General features: G+C 59.1%; 15 protein-coding genes. 12 read left to right on the forward strand and 3 right to left on the reverse strand.

What is annotated here, in order from left to right; all coding sequences use genetic code 11:
• The first annotated feature begins 193 nt into the window (after nucleotides 1-193).
• The 4 genes from gltB to DIT71_RS15755 all read left to right on the forward strand — a co-directional run bounded on the left by gltB (nucleotide 194) and on the right by DIT71_RS15755 (nucleotide 7,803).
• Complete coding sequence (gltB, locus tag DIT71_RS15740) at nucleotides 194-4,642, forward strand: glutamate synthase large subunit (RefSeq protein ID WP_114614181.1); 4,449 nt, start codon at nucleotides 194-196, stop codon at nucleotides 4,640-4,642.
• Between the two features lie 76 nt (nucleotides 4,643-4,718).
• Nucleotides 4,719-6,137: an FAD-dependent oxidoreductase gene (locus tag DIT71_RS15745; RefSeq protein ID WP_114614182.1), complete on the forward strand. Its 1,419-nt coding sequence runs from the start codon at nucleotides 4,719-4,721 to the stop codon at nucleotides 6,135-6,137.
• A 140-nt stretch (nucleotides 6,138-6,277) separates the two neighbouring features.
• Nucleotides 6,278-7,348, forward strand: coding sequence for a uroporphyrinogen decarboxylase (gene hemE / locus DIT71_RS15750; protein ID WP_114614183.1), 1,071 nt, complete (start codon nucleotides 6,278-6,280; stop codon nucleotides 7,346-7,348).
• Nucleotides 7,349-7,434: 86 nt separating this feature from the next.
• Nucleotides 7,435-7,803: a PilZ domain-containing protein gene (locus DIT71_RS15755; RefSeq protein ID WP_114614184.1), complete on the forward strand. Its 369-nt coding sequence runs from the start codon at nucleotides 7,435-7,437 to the stop codon at nucleotides 7,801-7,803.
• A gap of 11 nt (nucleotides 7,804-7,814) precedes the next feature.
• Here DIT71_RS15755 and radA read toward each other — a convergent pair whose 3' ends face one another.
• The gene (gene radA, locus DIT71_RS15760; protein WP_114614185.1) at nucleotides 7,815-9,194 is read right to left on the reverse strand and encodes a DNA repair protein RadA; all 1,380 of its coding nucleotides are present in this window, start codon (nucleotides 9,192-9,194) and stop codon (nucleotides 7,815-7,817) included.
• Nucleotides 9,194-10,855, reverse strand: a complete 1,662-nt coding sequence (gene ettA, locus DIT71_RS15765) for an energy-dependent translational throttle protein EttA (RefSeq protein ID WP_114614186.1) — start codon at nucleotides 10,853-10,855, stop codon at nucleotides 9,194-9,196. Before ettA ends, radA begins: the two co-directional genes overlap by 1 nt.
• 344 nt (nucleotides 10,856-11,199) lie before the next feature.
• On the opposite strand from ettA, the gene glyA reads away from it, so the two are divergent.
• The 7 genes from glyA (at nucleotide 11,200) to thiL (ending at nucleotide 17,303) form a co-directional block, all read left to right on the forward strand.
• Complete coding sequence (gene glyA / locus DIT71_RS15770) at nucleotides 11,200-12,456, forward strand: serine hydroxymethyltransferase (protein WP_114614187.1); 1,257 nt, start codon at nucleotides 11,200-11,202, stop codon at nucleotides 12,454-12,456.
• Between the two features lie 66 nt (nucleotides 12,457-12,522).
• Nucleotides 12,523-13,041 (forward strand): transcriptional regulator NrdR, encoded by a 519-nt coding sequence (nrdR, locus tag DIT71_RS15775; RefSeq protein ID WP_114614188.1) that lies wholly within the window; start codon nucleotides 12,523-12,525, stop codon nucleotides 13,039-13,041.
• On the forward strand, nucleotides 13,038-14,153 hold the full coding sequence (gene ribD / locus DIT71_RS15780) for a bifunctional diaminohydroxyphosphoribosylaminopyrimidine deaminase/5-amino-6-(5-phosphoribosylamino)uracil reductase RibD (protein ID WP_114614189.1): 1,116 nt from the start codon (nucleotides 13,038-13,040) through the stop codon (nucleotides 14,151-14,153). Before nrdR ends, ribD begins: the two co-directional genes overlap by 4 nt.
• A 69-nt stretch (nucleotides 14,154-14,222) precedes the next feature.
• A complete protein-coding gene (gene ribBA / locus DIT71_RS15785) occupies nucleotides 14,223-15,338 on the forward strand; it encodes a bifunctional 3,4-dihydroxy-2-butanone-4-phosphate synthase/GTP cyclohydrolase II (protein WP_114614190.1) in 1,116 nt (371 codons plus the stop codon).
• Nucleotides 15,339-15,393: 55 nt separating this feature from the next.
• On the forward strand, nucleotides 15,394-15,870 hold the full coding sequence (gene ribH / locus DIT71_RS15790; protein WP_114614191.1) for a 6,7-dimethyl-8-ribityllumazine synthase: 477 nt from the start codon (nucleotides 15,394-15,396) through the stop codon (nucleotides 15,868-15,870).
• Nucleotides 15,867-16,346 (forward strand): transcription antitermination factor NusB, encoded by a 480-nt coding sequence (gene nusB / locus DIT71_RS15795; RefSeq protein WP_406565112.1) that lies wholly within the window; start codon nucleotides 15,867-15,869, stop codon nucleotides 16,344-16,346. Before ribH ends, nusB begins: the two co-directional genes overlap by 4 nt.
• 3 nt (nucleotides 16,347-16,349) lie before the next feature.
• Nucleotides 16,350-17,303 carry a thiamine-phosphate kinase gene (thiL, locus tag DIT71_RS15800; protein ID WP_114614192.1) on the forward strand — a complete coding sequence of 318 codons (954 nt, stop codon included), beginning with the start codon at nucleotides 16,350-16,352 and terminating at the stop codon, nucleotides 17,301-17,303.
• Between the two features lie 37 nt (nucleotides 17,304-17,340).
• On the opposite strand, the gene DIT71_RS15805 is transcribed toward thiL, so the two are convergent.
• Nucleotides 17,341-17,544, reverse strand: coding sequence for a DUF6316 family protein (locus tag DIT71_RS15805; protein WP_114614193.1), 204 nt, complete (start codon nucleotides 17,542-17,544; stop codon nucleotides 17,341-17,343).
• Between the two features lie 268 nt (nucleotides 17,545-17,812).
• Here DIT71_RS15805 and DIT71_RS15810 point away from each other — a divergent pair, with 268 nt between their 5' ends.
• Complete coding sequence (locus DIT71_RS15810; RefSeq protein WP_114614194.1) at nucleotides 17,813-18,496, forward strand: DUF2057 family protein; 684 nt, start codon at nucleotides 17,813-17,815, stop codon at nucleotides 18,494-18,496.
• Nucleotides 18,497-18,522 lie beyond the last annotated feature (26 nt).

Genomic DNA, 18,522 nt, shown 5'->3' on the forward strand with positions numbered 1-18,522 from the left:
TTGTACAGGTGATGCCAGCGGCAATACTCGCAACCAGCCTCCTGGCGCCCTAAAATAAAAACTCTTTGGTTTGAGTACGTATTTGTACGCGTGTAAAATGGCCAGCCCCCATTTTCAGTGTCAAAGGGTGGAGCTATCGTCCGATTAAAAATAACCCTTTGATTGAAAAGCATTTCTACGTGAGAGAACGCTTATGATGACAGGTTTGTATCATCCCGATGAATTCAGGGACAACTGTGGCTTCGGCCTGATCGCCCATATGAAGGGCGAGGCCAGCCACAAGTTGTTGCAAACTGCCATCGAGTCTCTGACCTGCATGACCCACCGTGGTGGTATCGCTGCAGACGGAAAGACCGGCGATGGTTGTGGTCTCCTGATCCAGAGCCCCGATGCCTTCTTGCGCAAGGCCGCGAAAGCTGAGTTTGGCAAGGAACCTGACGGGCAGTTTGCCGTGGGCCAGGTTTTCCTGAGCCCGGAGGAGGGCAAGGCCGCTGCAGGCCGGGCCGCCGTGGAAAAGCGCCTGACGGAGCAGGGTCTGGAAATTATGGGTTGGCGCAAGGTGCCCACCGACGACAGCTGCCTCGGCCCGATGGCACTGGATTGCCTGCCATGGATTGAGCAGGTATTTGTGGTGCCTGCCAGCAAGACAGAGCAGGAATTTGCCATTGCCCTGTTTGTTGGTCGTCGCCATGCCGAGCGCGACATGGCCGACGATTCCGAATTCTATATCTGTAGCCTGTCCCACCGCACGCTGGCCTATAAGGGCCTGATGATGCCGGCAGACCTGGCGAATTTCTATCAGGATCTGGGCGATCCGGACCTGCAGACGGCCATCTGCGTATTCCACCAGCGCTTCTCGACCAACACCATGCCGCGCTGGCCGCTGGCCCAGCCGTTCCGCTACCTTGCCCACAACGGTGAGATCAACACCGTTGACGGCAACCGCAATTGGGCCATTGCCCGTGCTGCCAAGTTCAGTGCACCGCAGTTGCCGGACCTGCAGACCCTCCAGCCCCTGGTCAACCTGACCGGATCAGACTCCTCCAGTATGGACAACATGCTGGAAGTGCTGCTGGCTGGCGGTGTCGACCTGTTCCGTGCCGTGCGGATGATGATTCCGCCTGCCTGGCAGAACGTGGACACCATGGATTCCGAGCTGCGAGCCTTCTACGAGTACAATTCCATGCACATGGAGCCCTGGGACGGCCCGGCTGGCCTGGTTCTCTCCGATGGCCGTTATGCAGTCTGCATGCTGGATCGTAATGGCCTGCGCCCGGCACGCTGGGTCATCACAAAAGATGACTTCATTACCCTGGCCTCTGAAATCGGCACCTACGGTTACAAGCCAGAAGATGTTGTCGCCAAGGGTCGCGTGGGCCCCGGCCAGATGCTGGCCATCGATACCGAATCCGGAGAAGTCCTGCATACCAGAGATGTGGACAATCGCCTGAAATCCGCCCAGCCGTACAAGCGTTGGTTGCGGGAGAACTCCCTTCGGGTCGAGACAACCCTGAACCAGGACACGCCCGAGTTCAAACTGATGCAGTCAGACGAGCTCCATGTCCATCAGAAAATGTTCATGGTGTCCTACGAAGAGCGCGATCAAGTGCTGCGGCCGTTGGCCGAGAATGGCCAGGAGGCTGTGGGTTCCATGGGCGATGACACGCCCATGGCGGTGCTGTCCAGCCGGGTCAGGCATGTGGCGGACTATTTCCGTCAGAAATTCGCCCAGGTAACCAACCCGGCTATCGATCCCTTGCGGGAATCCATCGTGATGTCCCTGGAGACCTGCATCGGCGCCGAGCGTAACGTGTTTGAGGAAACGCCGGAGCACGCCAATCGCATCATCCTGACAACTCCGGTACTGTCGCCGGCCAAGTTCCTGAAGATCGCCAATAACGATCGGCCCGGCTTCGAAGTCGCCCGTATCAGCATGAGCTACAGCCCGGAAATGGGGCTTGAGCAGGCGGTCCGGAAAATATGCGACGATGCCGAGCAGTCGGTTCGCAGCGGCAAGGTCATCCTGATTCTGACGGACAAGGACCTGAAAGAAGGTGAACTGCCAGCCAATGCATTAATGGCAACCGGTGCCGTGCACCATCATCTGGTCAAGAAAGGGTTACGGTGTGATTCGAACATCCTGGTCGAAACCGGCTGGGCGCGGGATCCGCACCACTTCGCTGTGCTTTTCGGTTTTGGTGCCACTGCGGTCTACCCGTATCTGGCGTACCAGGTACTCAACGACCTGATCCGAACCGGCGAATTGATGATGGATCCGATCGATGCCAAGAACAATTATCGCAAGGGCATCAACAAGGGCCTGCTGAAGATCCTGTCGAAAATGGGGATCTCTACCATTACCTCCTACCGGGGTGCCCAGTTGTTCGAGGCCATCGGCCTGGCGGATGACCTGGTGGACCTGTGCTTCACCGGGGTGCCCAGCCGCATCCAGGGTGCCGGATTCTTTGATTTCCAGCAGGATCAGGAGCAACTGGCGGCCGTTGCCTGGAAACATCGCAAGCCGATTTCACAGGGCGGGCTGCTGAAGTATGTCCACGGCCAGGAATACCACGCCTTCAATCCCGATGTGATTGCCAAGCTGCAGGAGGCGGTCACCAGTGGTGATTACGGGCACTACATGGAGTATGCCGGGCTGGTTAACGAGCGTCCGGTAGCGACGCTGCGGGATCTGCTGGGTTTCCGGAAGGACATCAAGCCGATCGATCTCGCGGAAGTGGAGCCGGTGGAGAAAATCTTCCCGCGTTTTGATTCTGCGGCCATGTCGCTCGGCGCTCTGTCACCAGAGGCTCACGAAGCCCTGGCAGTGGCCATGAACACTCTCGGCGGCCGGTCCAACTCCGGCGAGGGTGGTGAAGATCCCGCCCGCTACGGCACCGAGAAGCGCTCCAAGATCAAACAGGTGGCTTCCGGGCGCTTCGGCGTGACCGCGGAATACCTGCGCAGTGCCGACGTCATGCAGATCAAGGTAGCCCAAGGCGCCAAGCCCGGTGAAGGTGGCCAGTTACCCGGTGGCAAGGTCAATGACCTGATCGCACGACTGCGCTATTCAGTACCTGGCGTAACGCTGATTTCACCGCCTCCGCACCATGATATCTACTCGATCGAGGATCTGGCGCAGTTGATCTTCGACCTCAAGCAGGTCAATCCCAACGCGCTGGTGTCGGTGAAGCTGGTATCGGAGCCTGGCGTTGGTACCATCGCTGCCGGTGTGGCCAAGGCCTATGCCGACCTGATCACTGTGTCCGGTTATGATGGTGGCACCGCGGCCAGCCCGCTGACCTCCATCCGTTACGCGGGATCGCCCTGGGAGCTGGGTCTCAGTGAGACCCAGCAAGCGCTTCGGGCCAACGACCTGCGCGGCAAGATCCGGCTGCAGACCGACGGTGGTATCAAGACCGGCCTGGATGTGGTCAAGGGCGCAATCCTGGGTGCCGAAAGCTTCGGCTTTGGTACCACGCCGATGGTGGCCCTGGGTTGTAAGTACCTGCGGATCTGTCACCTCAACAACTGTGCAACCGGTGTCGCCACCCAGAATGAACATCTGAGGGAAGAGCACTTCAAGGGCACGGTGGAAATGGCCATGAATTTCTTCCGCTTTGTGGCGGAAGAGACCCGCCAGTGGCTGGCGAAATTGGGTGTGCGCAGCCTGGAGGAGCTTGTGGGTCGTGTTGACCTGCTGGAGCGCCTGCCGGGTGATACCCCGCGCCAGAAGAAGCTGGACCTGACCCGCCTGCTGTCCAATGACCATATACCGGCAGACAAGCCCAACACCTGTCAGGTCGAGCGCAACCACCCGTTCGACGAGGGCAAGCTGGCCGAGCAGATGGTCAGGGACACTGCGGAAGCCATCAATGCCAAAGCTGGTGGGACCTGGTCTTACCGGGTCACCAACTGCGACCGCTCCATTGGTGCCCGCCTGTCCGGTGAGATTGCCCAGCTCCACGGTAATCAGGGCATGGTCTCGGCCCCGGTGACGCTCGAGCTGACCGGCACTGCCGGGCAGAGCTTCGGAGTCTGGAACGTCGGGGGCCTCAACCTGCTCCTGGAGGGGGATGCCAACGATTATGTGGGTAAAGGTATGACCGGCGGCAAGCTGGTGATTCGCCCGCCCTCCGGTAGCGCCTTCAAGTCCCAGGACACCTCGATTGTGGGTAATACTTGTCTGTACGGCGCAACCGGAGGCAAACTGTTTGCTGCCGGTACCGCCGGTGAGCGTTTCGGTGTACGCAACTCCGGCGCCCATGCCGTTGTGGAGGGTACAGGCGACCACTGCTGTGAATACATGACCGGTGGCCTGATAACCGTTCTGGGCAGCACCGGCCACAATTTTGGTGCCGGTATGACCGGTGGCTTCGCCTATGTGCTGGATTTGAACAACACCTTTGTGGACAAATACAACCACGAACTGGTGGAAATCCAGCGGATCTCCAGCGAGGACATGGAATCCTACCGGAATCACCTCCGGGGTGTTGTGCGGGAGCATATTTCCGAGACTGCGAGCGAATGGGCAGAGCATATTCTTGACAATTTCGACGACTACATCGGCCGTTTCTGGCTGGTCAAACCCAAGGCGGCGAATCTTCGCAGCCTGCTGGCCAGCACCCGGGCACGTCCTGAGTAATGGCGGATGGAACGATCAGGGGCGTTGCCTGTGAGGCAACGCTGGCGTCGAAATTGAGTCTGATGAGAGCTTCATAATGAAAGAACGACTGAGTAACGACTTCCAGTTTGTTGAAGTAGGGCGTGTTGACCCGAAAAAAGTACCGGCAAGGAAGCGCAAGAAAGAATTTGGTGAAATCTATCATCAGTTCACCCAGGACCACGCTGCATCGCAGTCACATCGCTGCCTGGAGTGCGGTAACCCGTATTGTGAGTGGAAGTGTCCGGTACACAACTACATCCCGAACTGGCTGAAGCTGGTGTCCGAAGGCAACATCATGAAGGCCGTGGAGCTGTGTCACCAGACCAACTCCCTGCCCGAAGTCTGTGGCCGTGTCTGTCCACAGGACCGTTTATGTGAAGGTGCCTGCACCCTCAACGACGGCTACGGCGCGGTAACCATCGGGTCCGTGGAAAAGTACATTACGGATACCGCGTTCGCTCTGGGTTGGAAACCCGACATGTCGGCGGTGAAATGGACAGACAAGAGGGTTGCCGTGATTGGTGCCGGGCCGGCGGGTCTTGGTTGTGCCGATGTGCTGGTTCGTAACGGCGTCAAGCCGGTGGTTTACGACATTTATCCGGAAATCGGTGGCCTGCTGACCTTTGGCATCCCCGAGTTCAAGCTTGAGAAGTCGGTGATGAGTCGTCGCCGCAAGATCTTCGAGGAAATGGGAGTAGAGTTCCGCCTGTCTACGGAAGTGGGCAAGGATGTGGCGATGGCAGAGATTCTCGGGGAGTTTGATGCCGTGTTCATGGGCATGGGCACCTACACCTACATGAAGGGTGGTTTTCCGGGAGAGGACCTGCCAGGTGTGCATGATGCCTTGCCGTTCCTGGTGTCCAACGTCAACCGCCGGCTCGGATTCGAAAAAGACGCCGAAGATTTCGTTGATATGAAAGGCAAACGCGTGGTGGTACTCGGTGGTGGCGATACCGCCATGGACTGCAACCGAACGTCAATTCGCCAGCAGGCAGCGAGTGTCACCTGTGCCTACCGCCGCGACGAGCAGAACATGCCGGGCTCCCGCCGGGAGGTGTCGAACGCCAAGGAAGAAGGTGTCAAGTTCATGTTCAACCGCCAGCCCATCGCCATTATTGGCGAGGACCGGGTCGAGGGCGTGAAAGTGGTTCAGACCCGTCTTGGCGAGCCCGACGAGAACGGTCGCCGGCGTCCGGAAGTGGTTGCCGGCAGTGAGGAAGTCATCCCTGCAGACGCGGTGCTGGTGGCCTTTGGCTTCCGCCCCAGCCCTGCTGAGTGGTTTGACGAGCAGAAGGTAAAAACCGATGATTCTGGCCGCGTCACCGCACCGGAGGAGACGGAGTTCGGTTTCCAGACCAGCAATCCCAAGATTTTTGCCGGCGGTGACATGGTCCGCGGGTCTGATCTGGTCGTAACGGCTATCTGGGAAGGCCGCCAGGCAGCAGAAGGTATCATGGACTACCTGGATATCTGACTATGCCTGTATTTCTGGCCTGAGAAGATTTGATCGTGGTCAGAAGGGCGGCTTGCTGAAGGCGGGTCGCCCTTTTTTATTGCCACAAACCGGGTATCATTGCCTTCCAAACTTTTGACCGATAGCAGACTGGGAATTCTATGACCGAGCTGAAAAATGACCGAATCCTGCGCGCGCTGATGCGTCAGCCTGTTGATCGCACACCGGTGTGGATGATGCGTCAGGCCGGCCGATACCTGCCGGAATATCGCGCTACCCGTGCCAAAGCCGGCGATTTTCTCAGCCTCTGCAAGAATACACCACTGGCCTGCGAAGTGACCCTGCAGCCACTGGAGCGCTTCCCGCTGGACGCCGCGATCCTGTTCTCGGACATCCTTACCATTCCGGACGCCCTTGGGCTTGGCCTTTACTTTGAAACCGGCGAAGGTCCCAAATTCCGCCATACCATTCGGTCTGCAGCGGATGTGGCCGCCCTGCCGACGATCAAGGCGGAAGTGGATCTGGATTACGTGATGAACGCGGTGTCTACCATCCGCGGCGCACTCAATGGCAGTGTCCCGCTGATTGGTTTCTCCGGCAGCCCGTGGACCCTGGCCACCTACATGATTGAGGGCAGTTCTTCCAAGGATTTCCGCGAAGCCAAGAAACTGATGTATGGACAGCCTGAGGTCATGCATCAGCTGCTGGACCATCTGGCGGATTCGGTGATCGATTACCTTAACGGCCAGATTCGCGCCGGCGCCCAGGTGGTGCAGATTTTTGACACCTGGGGCGGCGTGCTGAGCAGTTGGGCGTACCAGGAGTTTTCACTCAACTACATGAAGAAAATCGTGGCGGGCCTGATTCGTGAGAACGACGGCCGTCACGTGCCAGTGATCCTGTTCACCAAGAACGGCGGGCAGTGGCTGGAGTCGATCGCGGATTCCGGGGCTGATGCTGTCGGCCTGGACTGGACAACGGACATTGGCGATGCCCGTGCCCGCATTGGTGACCGTGTTGCCCTGCAGGGCAATATGGACCCCGCCATGCTGCATGCGTCGCCCGAGCGCATTCGCCAGGAAGTGGCGTACATTTTGTCCCGCTACGGTTCCGGGCCGGGGCACATCTTCAACCTTGGGCACGGTATTACCCCGGACGTTGATCCTGAGCATGCAGGGGCGTTTATTCGCGCCGTAACTGAGCTTAGCCCCGAGTACCACCAGCAGGACTGATGCCCGGGAACTGCTTGTAACGCTAGATACATGCTCCTGTGCGGTCTATAGTCATATCAGACAAGACCGGTAAACAGGAGCAACCCTTGCCCGCAAAATCCCCCGAAAAACGTCGTTTCCACAGAATCTCATTCGATGCCGATTGCGAGTTGCACTGCCAGGATGAAGTGTGGGCTAGTGAAGTGCTGGACATATCACTGAAAGGCGTTCTGGTAAAACGGCCCAGCGGATGGGCAGCCCCGCTGAAGCAGCCGTGCGAGGTGATTATCCACCTCGACGATCATAAAACCGCGATCGTGATGGCGGTTGAGTTGCGGCACATCGAGGATCAACGGTTGGGATTCCGGTGCCAGTATATTGATCTTGAGAGTGCGACGCATCTGAAGAGACTGGTGGAGCTGAACCTGGGGGATCAGGCGTTATTGGAGAGGGAGTTTGCGCATTTGATTGAGTGAGGCCCCAGAGCCTAAAGCTCCTCCAGAGCCGATAATGCATCGCTAAGCTTGGTCACGGGAATAACCTTCATGCCGTCAATAGCCTTGCGAGGCGCATTGGACTTGGGTACCAGCGCGCGGGTGAAGCCGTGCTTGGCAGCCTCGTAGATGCGTTCCTGGCCACTGGGTACAGGACGGATTTCACCGGATAGGCCAACCTCGCCAAAAATGACCAGATCCTGGGGCAGGGCACGGTCGCGGAATGACGACACGATGGCCGCCAGCAGCGCCAGGTCGGCACTGGTCTCGTTGACCTTGACGCCGCCCACCACATTCACAAACACATCCTGATCCGACACATGCATGCCTCCGTGGCGATGCAGTACTGCCAGAAGCATTGCCAGCCGGTTCTGGTCCAGCCCCACGGCAACGCGCCGCGGGTAGCCTCCCTGGGCCATGTCTACCAGCGCCTGGATTTCCACGAGCATGGGCCGCGTGCCCTCCCACACCACCATGACGACGCTGCCGGGGGCGGCTTCCTCGCCACGATTCAGAAAGATTGCGCTGGGATTTTTTACTTCCTTCAGGCCCTGCTCCAGCATTGCGAATACGCCCAGCTCATTGACTGCACCAAAGCGGTTCTTGATGCCGCGCAGGGTGCGGTAGCGGCTGTCACTGGAGCCTTCCAGCAGGATGGAGCAGTCAATCATGTGCTCGAGCACCTTGGGCCCGGCCAGACTGCCGTCCTTGGTGACGTGGCCCACCAGGAACAGAATGGTGCCGGTCTGCTTGGCAAAGCGGGTCAGGTAGGCTGCGCTTTCGCGGACCTGGGTGACGCTGCCCGGGGCGGACTCGGTTTCGGCTACGTGCATTACCTGGATACTGTCCACCACAAGGATGCGTGGTTTTTCGATTTCCGCCACCTGCATGACCCGCTCGACACTGGTTTCCGACAGCATTTTCAGGTCTTTGGTGGGCAGGCCCAGCCGTTTGGCACGCATGGCGACCTGTTGCAGTGATTCCTCGCCGGTGACGTAGAGTGCCGGAACACTGGATGCCAGATGGCAGACGGCCTGCAGCAGCAGGGTGCTCTTGCCGGCACCAGGGTGGCCGCCCATGAGGATGGCCGAGCCTTCCACCAAACCGCCGCCAAGTACCCTGTCGAACTCCTGCATGCCGCAACTGATACGAGGCTGCTCGGCAAGGCTGACGTCGTCGAGGCTCTTGACCTCTGACAGGCTGCCTGCAAAGCCCTCAAAGCGCGCTCCGCGGGCACCCTTGGCGTTGGCGCCACTGACGCCGCGAACCTCGCTGACGGTGTTCCAGGCCTGGCAGGCTGTGCACTGGCCCTGCCATTTGGAATAGTCGGCACCGCACTCGGTGCAGACGTAGGCTGTTCTCGCTTTTGCCATTATGCCAGCTTCTTGTACTTCATCCGCTGGGGCACCATGGCTGAATCGCCTTTGCGTTTCTTGTGGTCCTCGTCGTATTCGCTGAAATTACCCTCGAAATACACCACCTCGCCGTCATCCTCAAACGCCAGGATGTGGGTGGCCACGCGGTCCAGGAACCAGCGGTCGTGGGAGATTACCAGGGCTGAGCCGGGGAAGTTGAGCAGGGCTTCTTCCAGGGCACGCAGGGTTTCCACGTCCAGGTCGTTGGTGGGTTCGTCCAGCAGCAGTACGTTGCCCCCTTCTTTGAGCAGTTTCGCCAGGTGCAGGCGGTTGCGCTCGCCACCGGAAAGGTCAGCCACACGCTTCTGCTGGTCAGAGCCCTTGAAGTTGAAGCGGCCCACATAAGCCCGGGACGGTGTCTCGTAATTGCCGATCTTGATGATGTCGTTACCGTCGCTGAGCTCTTCCCACACGGTGTTGTCGCCGTTGAGGTCCCGCATCTGGTCCACATAGGCCAACTTGACGGTCTCGCCTACGGTGATGCTGCCGGTATCCGGCTCGTCATACCCGGCAATCATCCGGAACAGGGTGGATTTGCCTGCGCCGTTACCGCCGATAATGCCCACAATCGCGCCGGGCGGTACGCTGAAAGACACATTCTTGTATAACAGGGTATCGCCGAAGGACTTGCTGATCCCTTCCACCTCGATCACTTTGTCGCCAAGTCGGGGGCCGGGCGGGATATAGAGTTCATTGGTTTCGTTGCGCTTCTGGAATTCCTGGGAGCTCATTTCCTCGAAGCGGGCCAGGCGGGCCTTGCTCTTGGACTGGCGGCCTTTGGCGTTGCTGCGCACCCACTCCAGCTCGTGCTTGATGCTCTTCTGGCGGGAGACTTCCTGCTTGGCTTCAACTTCCAGGCGTTTTTCCTTGTTTTCCAGCCACTGGCTGTAGTTGCCTTCAAAAGGAATGCCCTGGCCGCGGTCCAGTTCCAGAATCCAGCCGGCGACGTTGTCCAGGAAGTAGCGGTCGTGGGTAACCGCAACCACGGTGCCCGTGTAGTCGTGAAGAAAGCGCTCCAGCCAGGCGACGGATTCTGCATCCAGGTGGTTGGTGGGCTCATCCAGTAACAGCATGTCCGGACTGGACAGCAGCAGGCGGCAGAGGGCTACGCGGCGACGCTCACCGCCGGAGAGGTTCTTGACCGCGGCATCCCACGCAGGCAGGCGCAGCGCATCGGCAGCCACTTCCATCTTGCGCTCAATGTCGTGGCCGTCACTGGCCTGGATAAAGGCTTCCAGCTCGCCCTGTTTTTTCGCCAGGGCGTCGAAATCGGCATCCGGTTCGGCGTAGTCCGCATAAACCTGGTCCAGCTCGGCCAGGGCATCGTGAATGCCGGAGACCGACTCATCGACAATCTCCTTGACCGTCTTGCTATCGTCCAGCTCAGGTTCCTGGGGCAGGTAACCGATATTGATGCCCGGCTGGGCGCGCGCCTCGCCAATGTAATCCTGATCTATGCCGGCCATAATACGTAACAGGGTGGACTTGCCGGAACCATTGAGGCCCAGCACGCCGATCTTGGCGCCAGGAAAGAAACTCAGGGAGATGTCCTTGAGAATTTGGTTCTTGGGCGGGACCACTTTGCCCACGCGGTTCATGGTAAATACGTACTGGGCCATGTTGGCTAAACCTCTTTAAAAACAGGCTGATGAGTTCTGGCGCCGGTGGCGCGAGCAGCGGGGCAGGTCTTCAGGGATACGCTGTGACTACATCCCTGTACGCTCGACAAAATCATCCCTGATTTTGACAATCTCTGGAGGTCTGCCCCGCTGTTTTCAATCTGGTTGTGTACTCGTGATCCAGTAAGGTATCGAAACAGATTAGGGATAGCAATTGAGCGAAAACCGTAGCGGGCAGCGTGTCGGTATCTGCGGACGGCATAAAGGATGATTTTTCACCCATTTGTAAGCTAGAATAGCGGCCCATTTTTTCGGGTAGCTACGCACACAGAGGCAGCGCATCAATGTTTAATCGTGATATGAAAATCGCCGGCTTTGACGACGAGCTCTGGAACGCCATGCAGGCGGAAGAGAAGCGCCAGGAAGCTCATATCGAGCTGATTGCGTCTGAAAACTATACCAGCCCGCGGGTGATGGAAGCCCAGGGCAGTGTACTGACCAACAAGTACGCCGAAGGCTATCCCGGTAAGCGTTATTACGGTGGCTGCGAATTTGTCGACATCGCCGAGGACCTGGCCATCAGCCGCGCCAAGGAATTGTTCGGTGCCGCTTACGCCAATGTTCAGCCCCACTCCGGCTCCCAGGCCAACTCCGCGGTTTTCATGGCGCTGCTCAAACCCGGTGATACTGTGCTGGGGATGAGCCTGGCCCACGGTGGCCACCTGACCCACGGTGCCAGTGTGAACTTTTCCGGCAAGATCTATAACGCCGTGCAGTACGGCCTCAACCCGGAAACCGGCCTGATTGACTACGATGAAGTGGAAAGCCTGGCGCTTGAACACAAGCCGAAGATGATTATTGCCGGCTTCTCGGCCTACTCCCAGAAGCTGGACTTTGCCCGTTTCCGTGAGATTGCAGACAAGGTCGGCGCCTACCTGTTTGTGGATATGGCACACGTGGCCGGCCTGGTCGCCGCCGGTGTGTATCCGGACCCGGTGCCACATGCCCACGTGCTCGCAACCACGACCCACAAGACACTGCGGGGTCCCCGGGGCGGCCTGATCCTGGCCTGTGACGACGCGGACCTGCAGAAGAAGCTCAACTCTGCGGTATTTCCGGGTGGCCAGGGTGGTCCCTTGATGCATGTCATCGCCGCCAAGGCGGTTTGCTTCAAAGAAGCCATGAGCGACGAGTTCAAGGCCTACCAGAAACAGGTTATCAGGAACGCCAAGGCGATGGCCGAGGTATTTGTCTCCCGCGGATTTGACGTGATTTCCGGGGGCACGGAAAACCATCTGTTCCTGGTCAGCCTGATCAAGCAGGACATCACCGGCAAAGAAGCCGACGCTGCCCTGGGGCGCGCTCACATTACAGTGAACAAGAATGCGGTTCCGAACGACCCACGCTCGCCATTTGTGACCTCTGGTTTGCGTATTGGCACCCCGGCCGTAACCACCCGGGGCTTTGGAGAGTCCGAGTGTCGAGATCTGGCGGGCTGGATGTGCGATATCCTGGATAACCTGGAAGACGACGCCACCAATGAGCGGGTCCGTGAGCAGGTAGGAAGCCTGTGCTCGCGTTTCCCGGTCTACGCCGGCTAATCAGTCTCAAAGCAGCGTCAGGCGCTTTGCAGAGCAACGCCTGACGGATTGCAGGAGTTTCGGAGTATGCATTGTCCTTTCTGTGGTGAAGCGGATACCAAAGTGATTGACTCGCGGCTGGTGGCCGAGGGCGATCAGGTGCGACGCCGCAGGGAGTGTCTGTCCTGCCGCGAGCGTTTTACCACCTTTGAGTCGGCCGAGTTGGTGATGCCCCGTGTCGTCAAGCAGGATGGCACCCGTCAGCCCTTTGACGAGGACAAGCTGAGGGCCGGCCTGATGAAAGCCCTGGAGAAGCGCCCCGTCAGCATTGAGGAAATCGAGGCGGCTCTTAACCGTATCCGGTTCCGGTTGCGGGCTACCGGCGAGCGGGAAGTGAAGTCGATGCAGCTTGGTGAAGAGGTGATGACCGAGCTGCGGCAGCTGGACAAAGTTGCTTATGTGCGCTTTGCCTCGGTGTATCGCAGCTTCCAGGATGTCAACGAATTCAAGGAAGAGATTGAGCGGCTTTCCGCAACCTCGGGTGATGACCCCGTGGACGTGGCCAAGGCTCTGGCGGATAACCATTCGCCCAAAGGGCAGGCATGATCGACGCCCAGGATACGGCTTTCATGGCGCGGGCGCTGCAGCTCGCCTGGCGCGGCCGTTATTCCACCCATCCCAATCCCCGTGTGGGTTGTGTAATTGCCCGGGGCAGCGAAGTTCTCGGCGAGGGCTGGCATGAGCGTGCCGGTGAGGCGCACGCTGAAATCCGGGCGCTAAGCCAGGCCGGACCGGATGCCAGAGGTGCAACCGCCTATGTCACGCTGGAGCCCTGCAGCCATTTCGGTCGCACCCCGCCATGTGCCAAGGCCCTGGTGGAAGCCGGTGTCGCCCATGTGTTTGCCGCCACCAAGGACCCCAATCCGTCGGTGTCCGGCCGCGGCCTGGATATGCTGCGGGAGGCCGGGGTTAGGGTGACCGAGGGCCTGCTGGCAGAAGAGGCGGTGCGGCTTAACCCCGGGTTCATGAAGCGCATGAACGTTGGCCGGCCCTACGTCAGGCTTAAAATGGCTGCCAGTCTGGATGGCAGGACCGCCATGGCCTCGGGCGAGAGTCAGTGGATCACCGGTGCCGAAGCTCGCCGTGATGTGCAGCGTCTGCGGGCGATCAGCGATGCCATTCTGACGGGGGTGGGAACGGTGCTGGCGGATAACCCCTCGCTGACAGTGCGCAGGGGCGAGCTGGGGGATATCGGCGATGCAACCGAGCCGTCACGCCAGCCGCTGCGGGTCATTGCGGACCGTGATGCGCGCACGCCACCCGGGGCCACAATCCTGCAGGGTGGTAACGTTCAGATTTATTGTGCGTCGCCGACACTGGCAACAGCCCCCGCGCAGGACCTTGCCGCACTCGGTGTGGGCCTGAACGGAGTCGCCTGGAAAGACAATGGTATTGATGTCCGCGAGCTGCTCGATTCCCTGGGCGAGCTGGGCATTAACGAATTACTGGTGGAAGCCGGTCCCACATTGGCGGGAACCTTTATTAACGAGCGCCTGGTGGACGAACTCTGGCTTTACCAGGCGCCGGTGTTTCTTGGCAGTACCGGCCGGCCAACGGCCAATCTGCCACTGGAGTCCATGGCGGACAAGGTACAATGGAAAGTGCTGGATCGCCGTCAGTTGGGTGAGGATCAAAGACTGATTCTGGCACCGGCTTAACGGGTATTAAATTCATGGTAGGCCGGTGCCGGTATCAGCGCGGTCAGACCAAAAGGGTGCAAAAACGGTATGGCACTGAACAGTATTGAAGACATTATCGCAGACATTCGTCAGGGCAAGATGGTCATCCTGATGGACGATGAAGACCGGGAAAATGAAGGCGACCTGGTCATGGCTGCCGAACACTGTACACCGGAAGCCATCAACTTCATGGCCCGGTTTGGTCGTGGCCTGATCTGTATGCCGATGACCCGCCAGCGCTGCGAGCAACTTGGCCTGCCGTTGATGGTGCAGCAGAACGCCTCGGGCTTTGGCACCAAGTTCACGCTGTCCATTGAGGCCACCGAGGGTGTAACCACCGGCATATCCGCCGCCGACCGTGCCCGTACGGTCCAGGCCGCCGTTGCCCGCAATGCCACTGCATCCGACCTGGTCCAGCCGGGGCATATCTTTCCCCTGATGTCGGATCCCGGCGGCGTTCTCAGTCGTGCCGGCCATACCGAGGCCTCCTGCGACCTGGCGGCCCTCGCCGGTTGTGAGCCGGCTGGCGTGATCTGCGAGATCATGAATGATGACGGCTCCATGGCCCGTCGTGAGGACCTGGAAAAGTTCGCTGAGGCGCATGGCCTGAAAATTGGCACCATTGCGGATCTTATTCACTACCGTACGTTGAATGAGCGTACCATTGAATGTGTGGAGCAGTACGATCTCGACACCGAATACGGCGTCTTCAATCTGCGCACCTATCGCGACAGCATCCAGGGGTCTACTCACCTGGCCATGGTAATGGGGAACATCTCTCCCGATGATCCGGTGCTGGTGCGCGTGCACATCACAGATACCCTGCGTGATCTGCTCGGCGCCCGTCGTGCCGATTCCCGAAGCTGGCCGCTCCATCATGCCCTGGAGAAGGTTGCCGATGAAGGACGCGGCGTGGTGGTACTGCTGAACAGCGCGGAAGACAGCTACAACCTCGAAGACCGGATCCACGAATTCTTTGAGCAGGACAAAAAATCGGCAGGCAAGGGCAGTTCCGGCGTCTATTTTACCGTTGGCACCGGCTCACAGATCCTGCGGGATCTTGGCGTTGGGAAAATGCGGCTGCTGAGCCCGCCCATCAAGTTCTCCGCGATTTCCGGTTTCGAACTGGAAGTGGTGGAATACGTGCCCTATACCCCCGAATAATGAACCCCGGCAGCGCCGTACCAAAAGGGCGGGGCTACCAACGAAGGAGCCATGCATGGCAGATATCAAAGTAATTGAAGGTGATTTCACCCACTGCAGCGGCAAATACGCGCTGGTTGTGGGGCGTTTCAACGGTTTTGTGGTGGAAAGTCTGGTCGAGGGCGCGGTGGATACCCTGCGACGCCATGGCATTGCTGATGCCGACATTACCATTGTGCGGGTGCCCGGAGCCTATGAAATGCCGCTGGCGGTCAAGCGCGTGGCTGAAACGGGTAATCACGATGCGATCATTGCGCTGGGAGCTGTTATCCGTGGTGGCACGCCCCACTTCGAGTATGTCGCCGGAGAAGCATCCAGCGGCCTGGGCGCGGTAAGCCTGGAGACTGACGTGCCGGTCGCGTTCGGCGTATTGACCGTTGACTCCATTGAGCAGGCGATCGAACGAGCCGGCACCAAGGCTGGTAACAAGGGCGCCGAAGCGGCGATCACGGCCCTGGAAATGGTCAGCCTTTTCAAAAAGCTGGGTGAATGATGAACACATCGGAAGACAGCACGGTGCAGCCGGCCCCCTCGGGCAAGCCCAAGGCTGGCGACAGGCGAAGGGCCCGGGCGTTGGCCATGCAGGGCCTGTATCAGCGCCACTTCAGCAAGAGCTCGATCACAGATATTGAGTCCGAGTTTATTGTCGACAATGACATGTCGAAGGTGGACACCGCCTACTTCCGCGATCTCCTTCGGGGTGTCCACCGGGAGCAGGCCGAGCTGGATCGTTTGCTGGAGCCTTTTCTGGACCGCCCTATTCACGAAGTGGATGCCATTGAGCTGGCCATCGTGCGTCTTGGTGCCTACGAGCTCAAGCACAGGCTGGACGTGCCTTATAAGGTGGTGATCAATGAGGGCATCGAAATGGCCAAGAGATTTGGTGGTACCGAAGGCCATAAATTCGTCAACAGCCTGCTGGACAAGCTCAGCCACCGGTTGCGGCTGGCCGAGATTCGCCCGCGCTGAGTGATGGGTGAATTCGAGCTGATCCGCCGCTATTTCTTTCCGATTGCCGAGGCGGGAAACACCTCTGCGATTCTCCTGGGGCCCGGCGATGATTGCGCCATTCAGCGGGTCGAGCCGGGTCTGGATCTGGTTTTCTCGGTGGACGCTCTGGTCGAGGGGGTCCATTTTCCGCCTGATTATGATCCGGAAAAACTGGGCTGGCGGGGCCTCGCAGTTGCTGCGAGCGACCTGGCCGCCATGGGAGCAGATCCCGTCTGCTTTACCCTTGCTTTAACGCTCCCGGATGCCAATCCAGACTGGCTTCAGGCTTTTGCCCGCGGACTGGCAGCAGCAGCGGCGCATTTCGGCCTGGCGCTGGCCGGGGGTGACACCACCCGCGGGCCACTGACCCTGAGTCTGCAGGTTCACGGTACTGTTCCCCGGGGCCAGGCGATTCGACGCACCGGCGCAAAGGCGGGAGATTATGTCTGTGTCTCGGGCACCCTGGGGGAGGCTGGAGCGGCACTGAATTATCTGGATAGCGATAACCCGGGCCCTGACGAACAGGCGCTTCTGGCCCGCTATCATTACCCGCAGCCAAGGCTGGACCTTGGCGCCAGCCTGCGTGGCCATGCCTCTGCTGCGGTGGATATTTCCGACGGCCTGGTGGCGGATCTGGGGCATATACTGGAAGCGTCCGGAGTGGGTGCTTGCATTGATGTTGCGAGGCTTCCGGTGCTCGCCGCGCTGAAACGTCTTGTTGGCAGCGAAGGCGCCGTCAACCAGGCGCTGAACGCCGGCGACGATTACGAGTTATGCATCACCATTAGCCCGGAAGCCTGGGAGGATCTGCCAGAGGACACTCGCGGGCAGTTAACCATCATCGGTGAAGTGCGATCCGGGGAGGGCCTTGCCCTCACGCGCGACGGTCAGTCAGAAGGCCCGGTCGCTGGTGGCTATGACCATTTCAGAACCTGAGCTGGCGCATGAGCCTCAAGCGGGTAGTTAGTCCGGTTCAGTGAACCCGCTGCTCTTCCGGTAGCAATCGCACAACGTGCAGGAAACGTCGCAGGCCGGTCTCAGCACGCTGACGCGAGGCGAAGGGGCCACTGTCAAAACCCTCCCGGGTGGTGAAGTACCATTTGCTGCCAACACAGAAGAACCGACTGCTTCGGAAGGGCGCGCGACCGTCTTCTCCGGACCGACGTTGGGTGTCCATGTTTTCTCCTGGGCCCTTTATGGTTTTTTTCGTGGCGGGCAGTGGAATTTTTGTTGGCCGATTGTCTAAAATTAAATCAATTCCCGCCGAATTCAACATTTTTTTACATTTATCGGTCCTGCACGGCCCTGGTTGCGTCATGGCAGTGTCATCTGGCGGCTGTAAAAAAGAGGCATGTCTTGCTCTTGGTCTCGCCACTCTTCAAAATGCCCAACTACCACGGGCGACCATTCATCGAGCATTATCCCTGAACAGCAAAGGATCCAGCATGAACATCAATCACGTCTCGGCGTTTTTCAGCAAAGCACGCTACCCGGCAATAGCCCTGGCAGCGCTGCTCGTTTTTTCCGGATGCAGCTCCACCATGAGCAATGTCAAAACCTGGGAAGGGGACGCAGACGCCTCCCGCACTGCTGTACTCAAGTCTCCCTCCGAGATAGACGTGTTGCAGGTTAATGACCTCAAGCTGACCAATTTCCTGATGGACGACCTGGCGCTGGACTTTGAGCTGCTGCCCGGCGAAAACCAGGTGCTCTTTACCTATAAAACCATCTGGGCGAAAAGCGGGGTGGTCCGAAATGGCGAATCCAAGGTGCATGTCATCGAAACAGCGCCGCAGGCCGTGACCATCGATGCCCAGCCAGGTGAGACCTATCGTTTCAGTTTCGAAGCGCCAGCGAGCAGAACTGAAGCAGAAGTCTTTGCCAATGATTTTTCAGCAGAGATCGTGAACGCATCCGGTGAGGTTGTCGCCAGTGCCGGGGCCTGGGATGAACGTTCTGCAGGAAGGACCGCGGTTGCCAGGGCGCCTGTTGGCTCCGGCACTGGCGAAGCCGGGAGCTCCAGCAGCGACGGGGCCGAGGGGCAGGATACCCTGGAAGAGCTCAAAGCGCTCTGGGGCCAGGCCAGTGAAGAGGAGCGACGGACCTTTTTACGTTGGGCTTTCGAATAACCCTTCCGGGGCGGCTCTGATGCCGC

Source organism: Marinobacter vulgaris (genome assembly GCF_003344045.1).
In the GTDB taxonomy this organism is placed as follows: Bacteria; Pseudomonadota; Gammaproteobacteria; order Pseudomonadales; family Oleiphilaceae; genus Marinobacter; species Marinobacter vulgaris.

What these genes read in the sequence shown, in the direction of transcription:
- ribD (WP_114614189.1), top strand. Translation starts at nt 13,038, where the DNA reads ATGATCGACGCCCAGGATACGGCTTTCATGGCGCGGGCGCTGCAGCTC.
- gltB (WP_114614181.1), top strand. Translation starts at nt 194, where the DNA reads ATGATGACAGGTTTGTATCATCCCGATGAATTCAGGGACAACTGTGGC.
- DIT71_RS15810 (WP_114614194.1), top strand. Translation starts at nt 17,813, where the DNA reads ATGAACATCAATCACGTCTCGGCGTTTTTCAGCAAAGCACGCTACCCG.
- ribBA (WP_114614190.1), top strand. Translation starts at nt 14,223, where the DNA reads ATGGCACTGAACAGTATTGAAGACATTATCGCAGACATTCGTCAGGGC.
- ribH (WP_114614191.1), top strand. Translation starts at nt 15,394, where the DNA reads ATGGCAGATATCAAAGTAATTGAAGGTGATTTCACCCACTGCAGCGGC.
- DIT71_RS15745 (WP_114614182.1), top strand. Translation starts at nt 4,719, where the DNA reads ATGAAAGAACGACTGAGTAACGACTTCCAGTTTGTTGAAGTAGGGCGT.
- thiL (WP_114614192.1), top strand. Translation starts at nt 16,350, where the DNA reads ATGGGTGAATTCGAGCTGATCCGCCGCTATTTCTTTCCGATTGCCGAG.
- hemE (WP_114614183.1), top strand. Translation starts at nt 6,278, where the DNA reads ATGACCGAGCTGAAAAATGACCGAATCCTGCGCGCGCTGATGCGTCAG.
- nusB (WP_406565112.1), top strand. Translation starts at nt 15,867, where the DNA reads ATGATGAACACATCGGAAGACAGCACGGTGCAGCCGGCCCCCTCGGGC.
- ettA (WP_114614186.1), bottom strand. Translation starts at nt 10,855, where the DNA reads ATGGCCCAGTACGTATTTACCATGAACCGCGTGGGCAAAGTGGTCCCG.
- nrdR (WP_114614188.1), top strand. Translation starts at nt 12,523, where the DNA reads ATGCATTGTCCTTTCTGTGGTGAAGCGGATACCAAAGTGATTGACTCG.
- radA (WP_114614185.1), bottom strand. Translation starts at nt 9,194, where the DNA reads ATGGCAAAAGCGAGAACAGCCTACGTCTGCACCGAGTGCGGTGCCGAC.
- DIT71_RS15805 (WP_114614193.1), bottom strand. Translation starts at nt 17,544, where the DNA reads ATGGACACCCAACGTCGGTCCGGAGAAGACGGTCGCGCGCCCTTCCGA.
- glyA (WP_114614187.1), top strand. Translation starts at nt 11,200, where the DNA reads ATGTTTAATCGTGATATGAAAATCGCCGGCTTTGACGACGAGCTCTGG.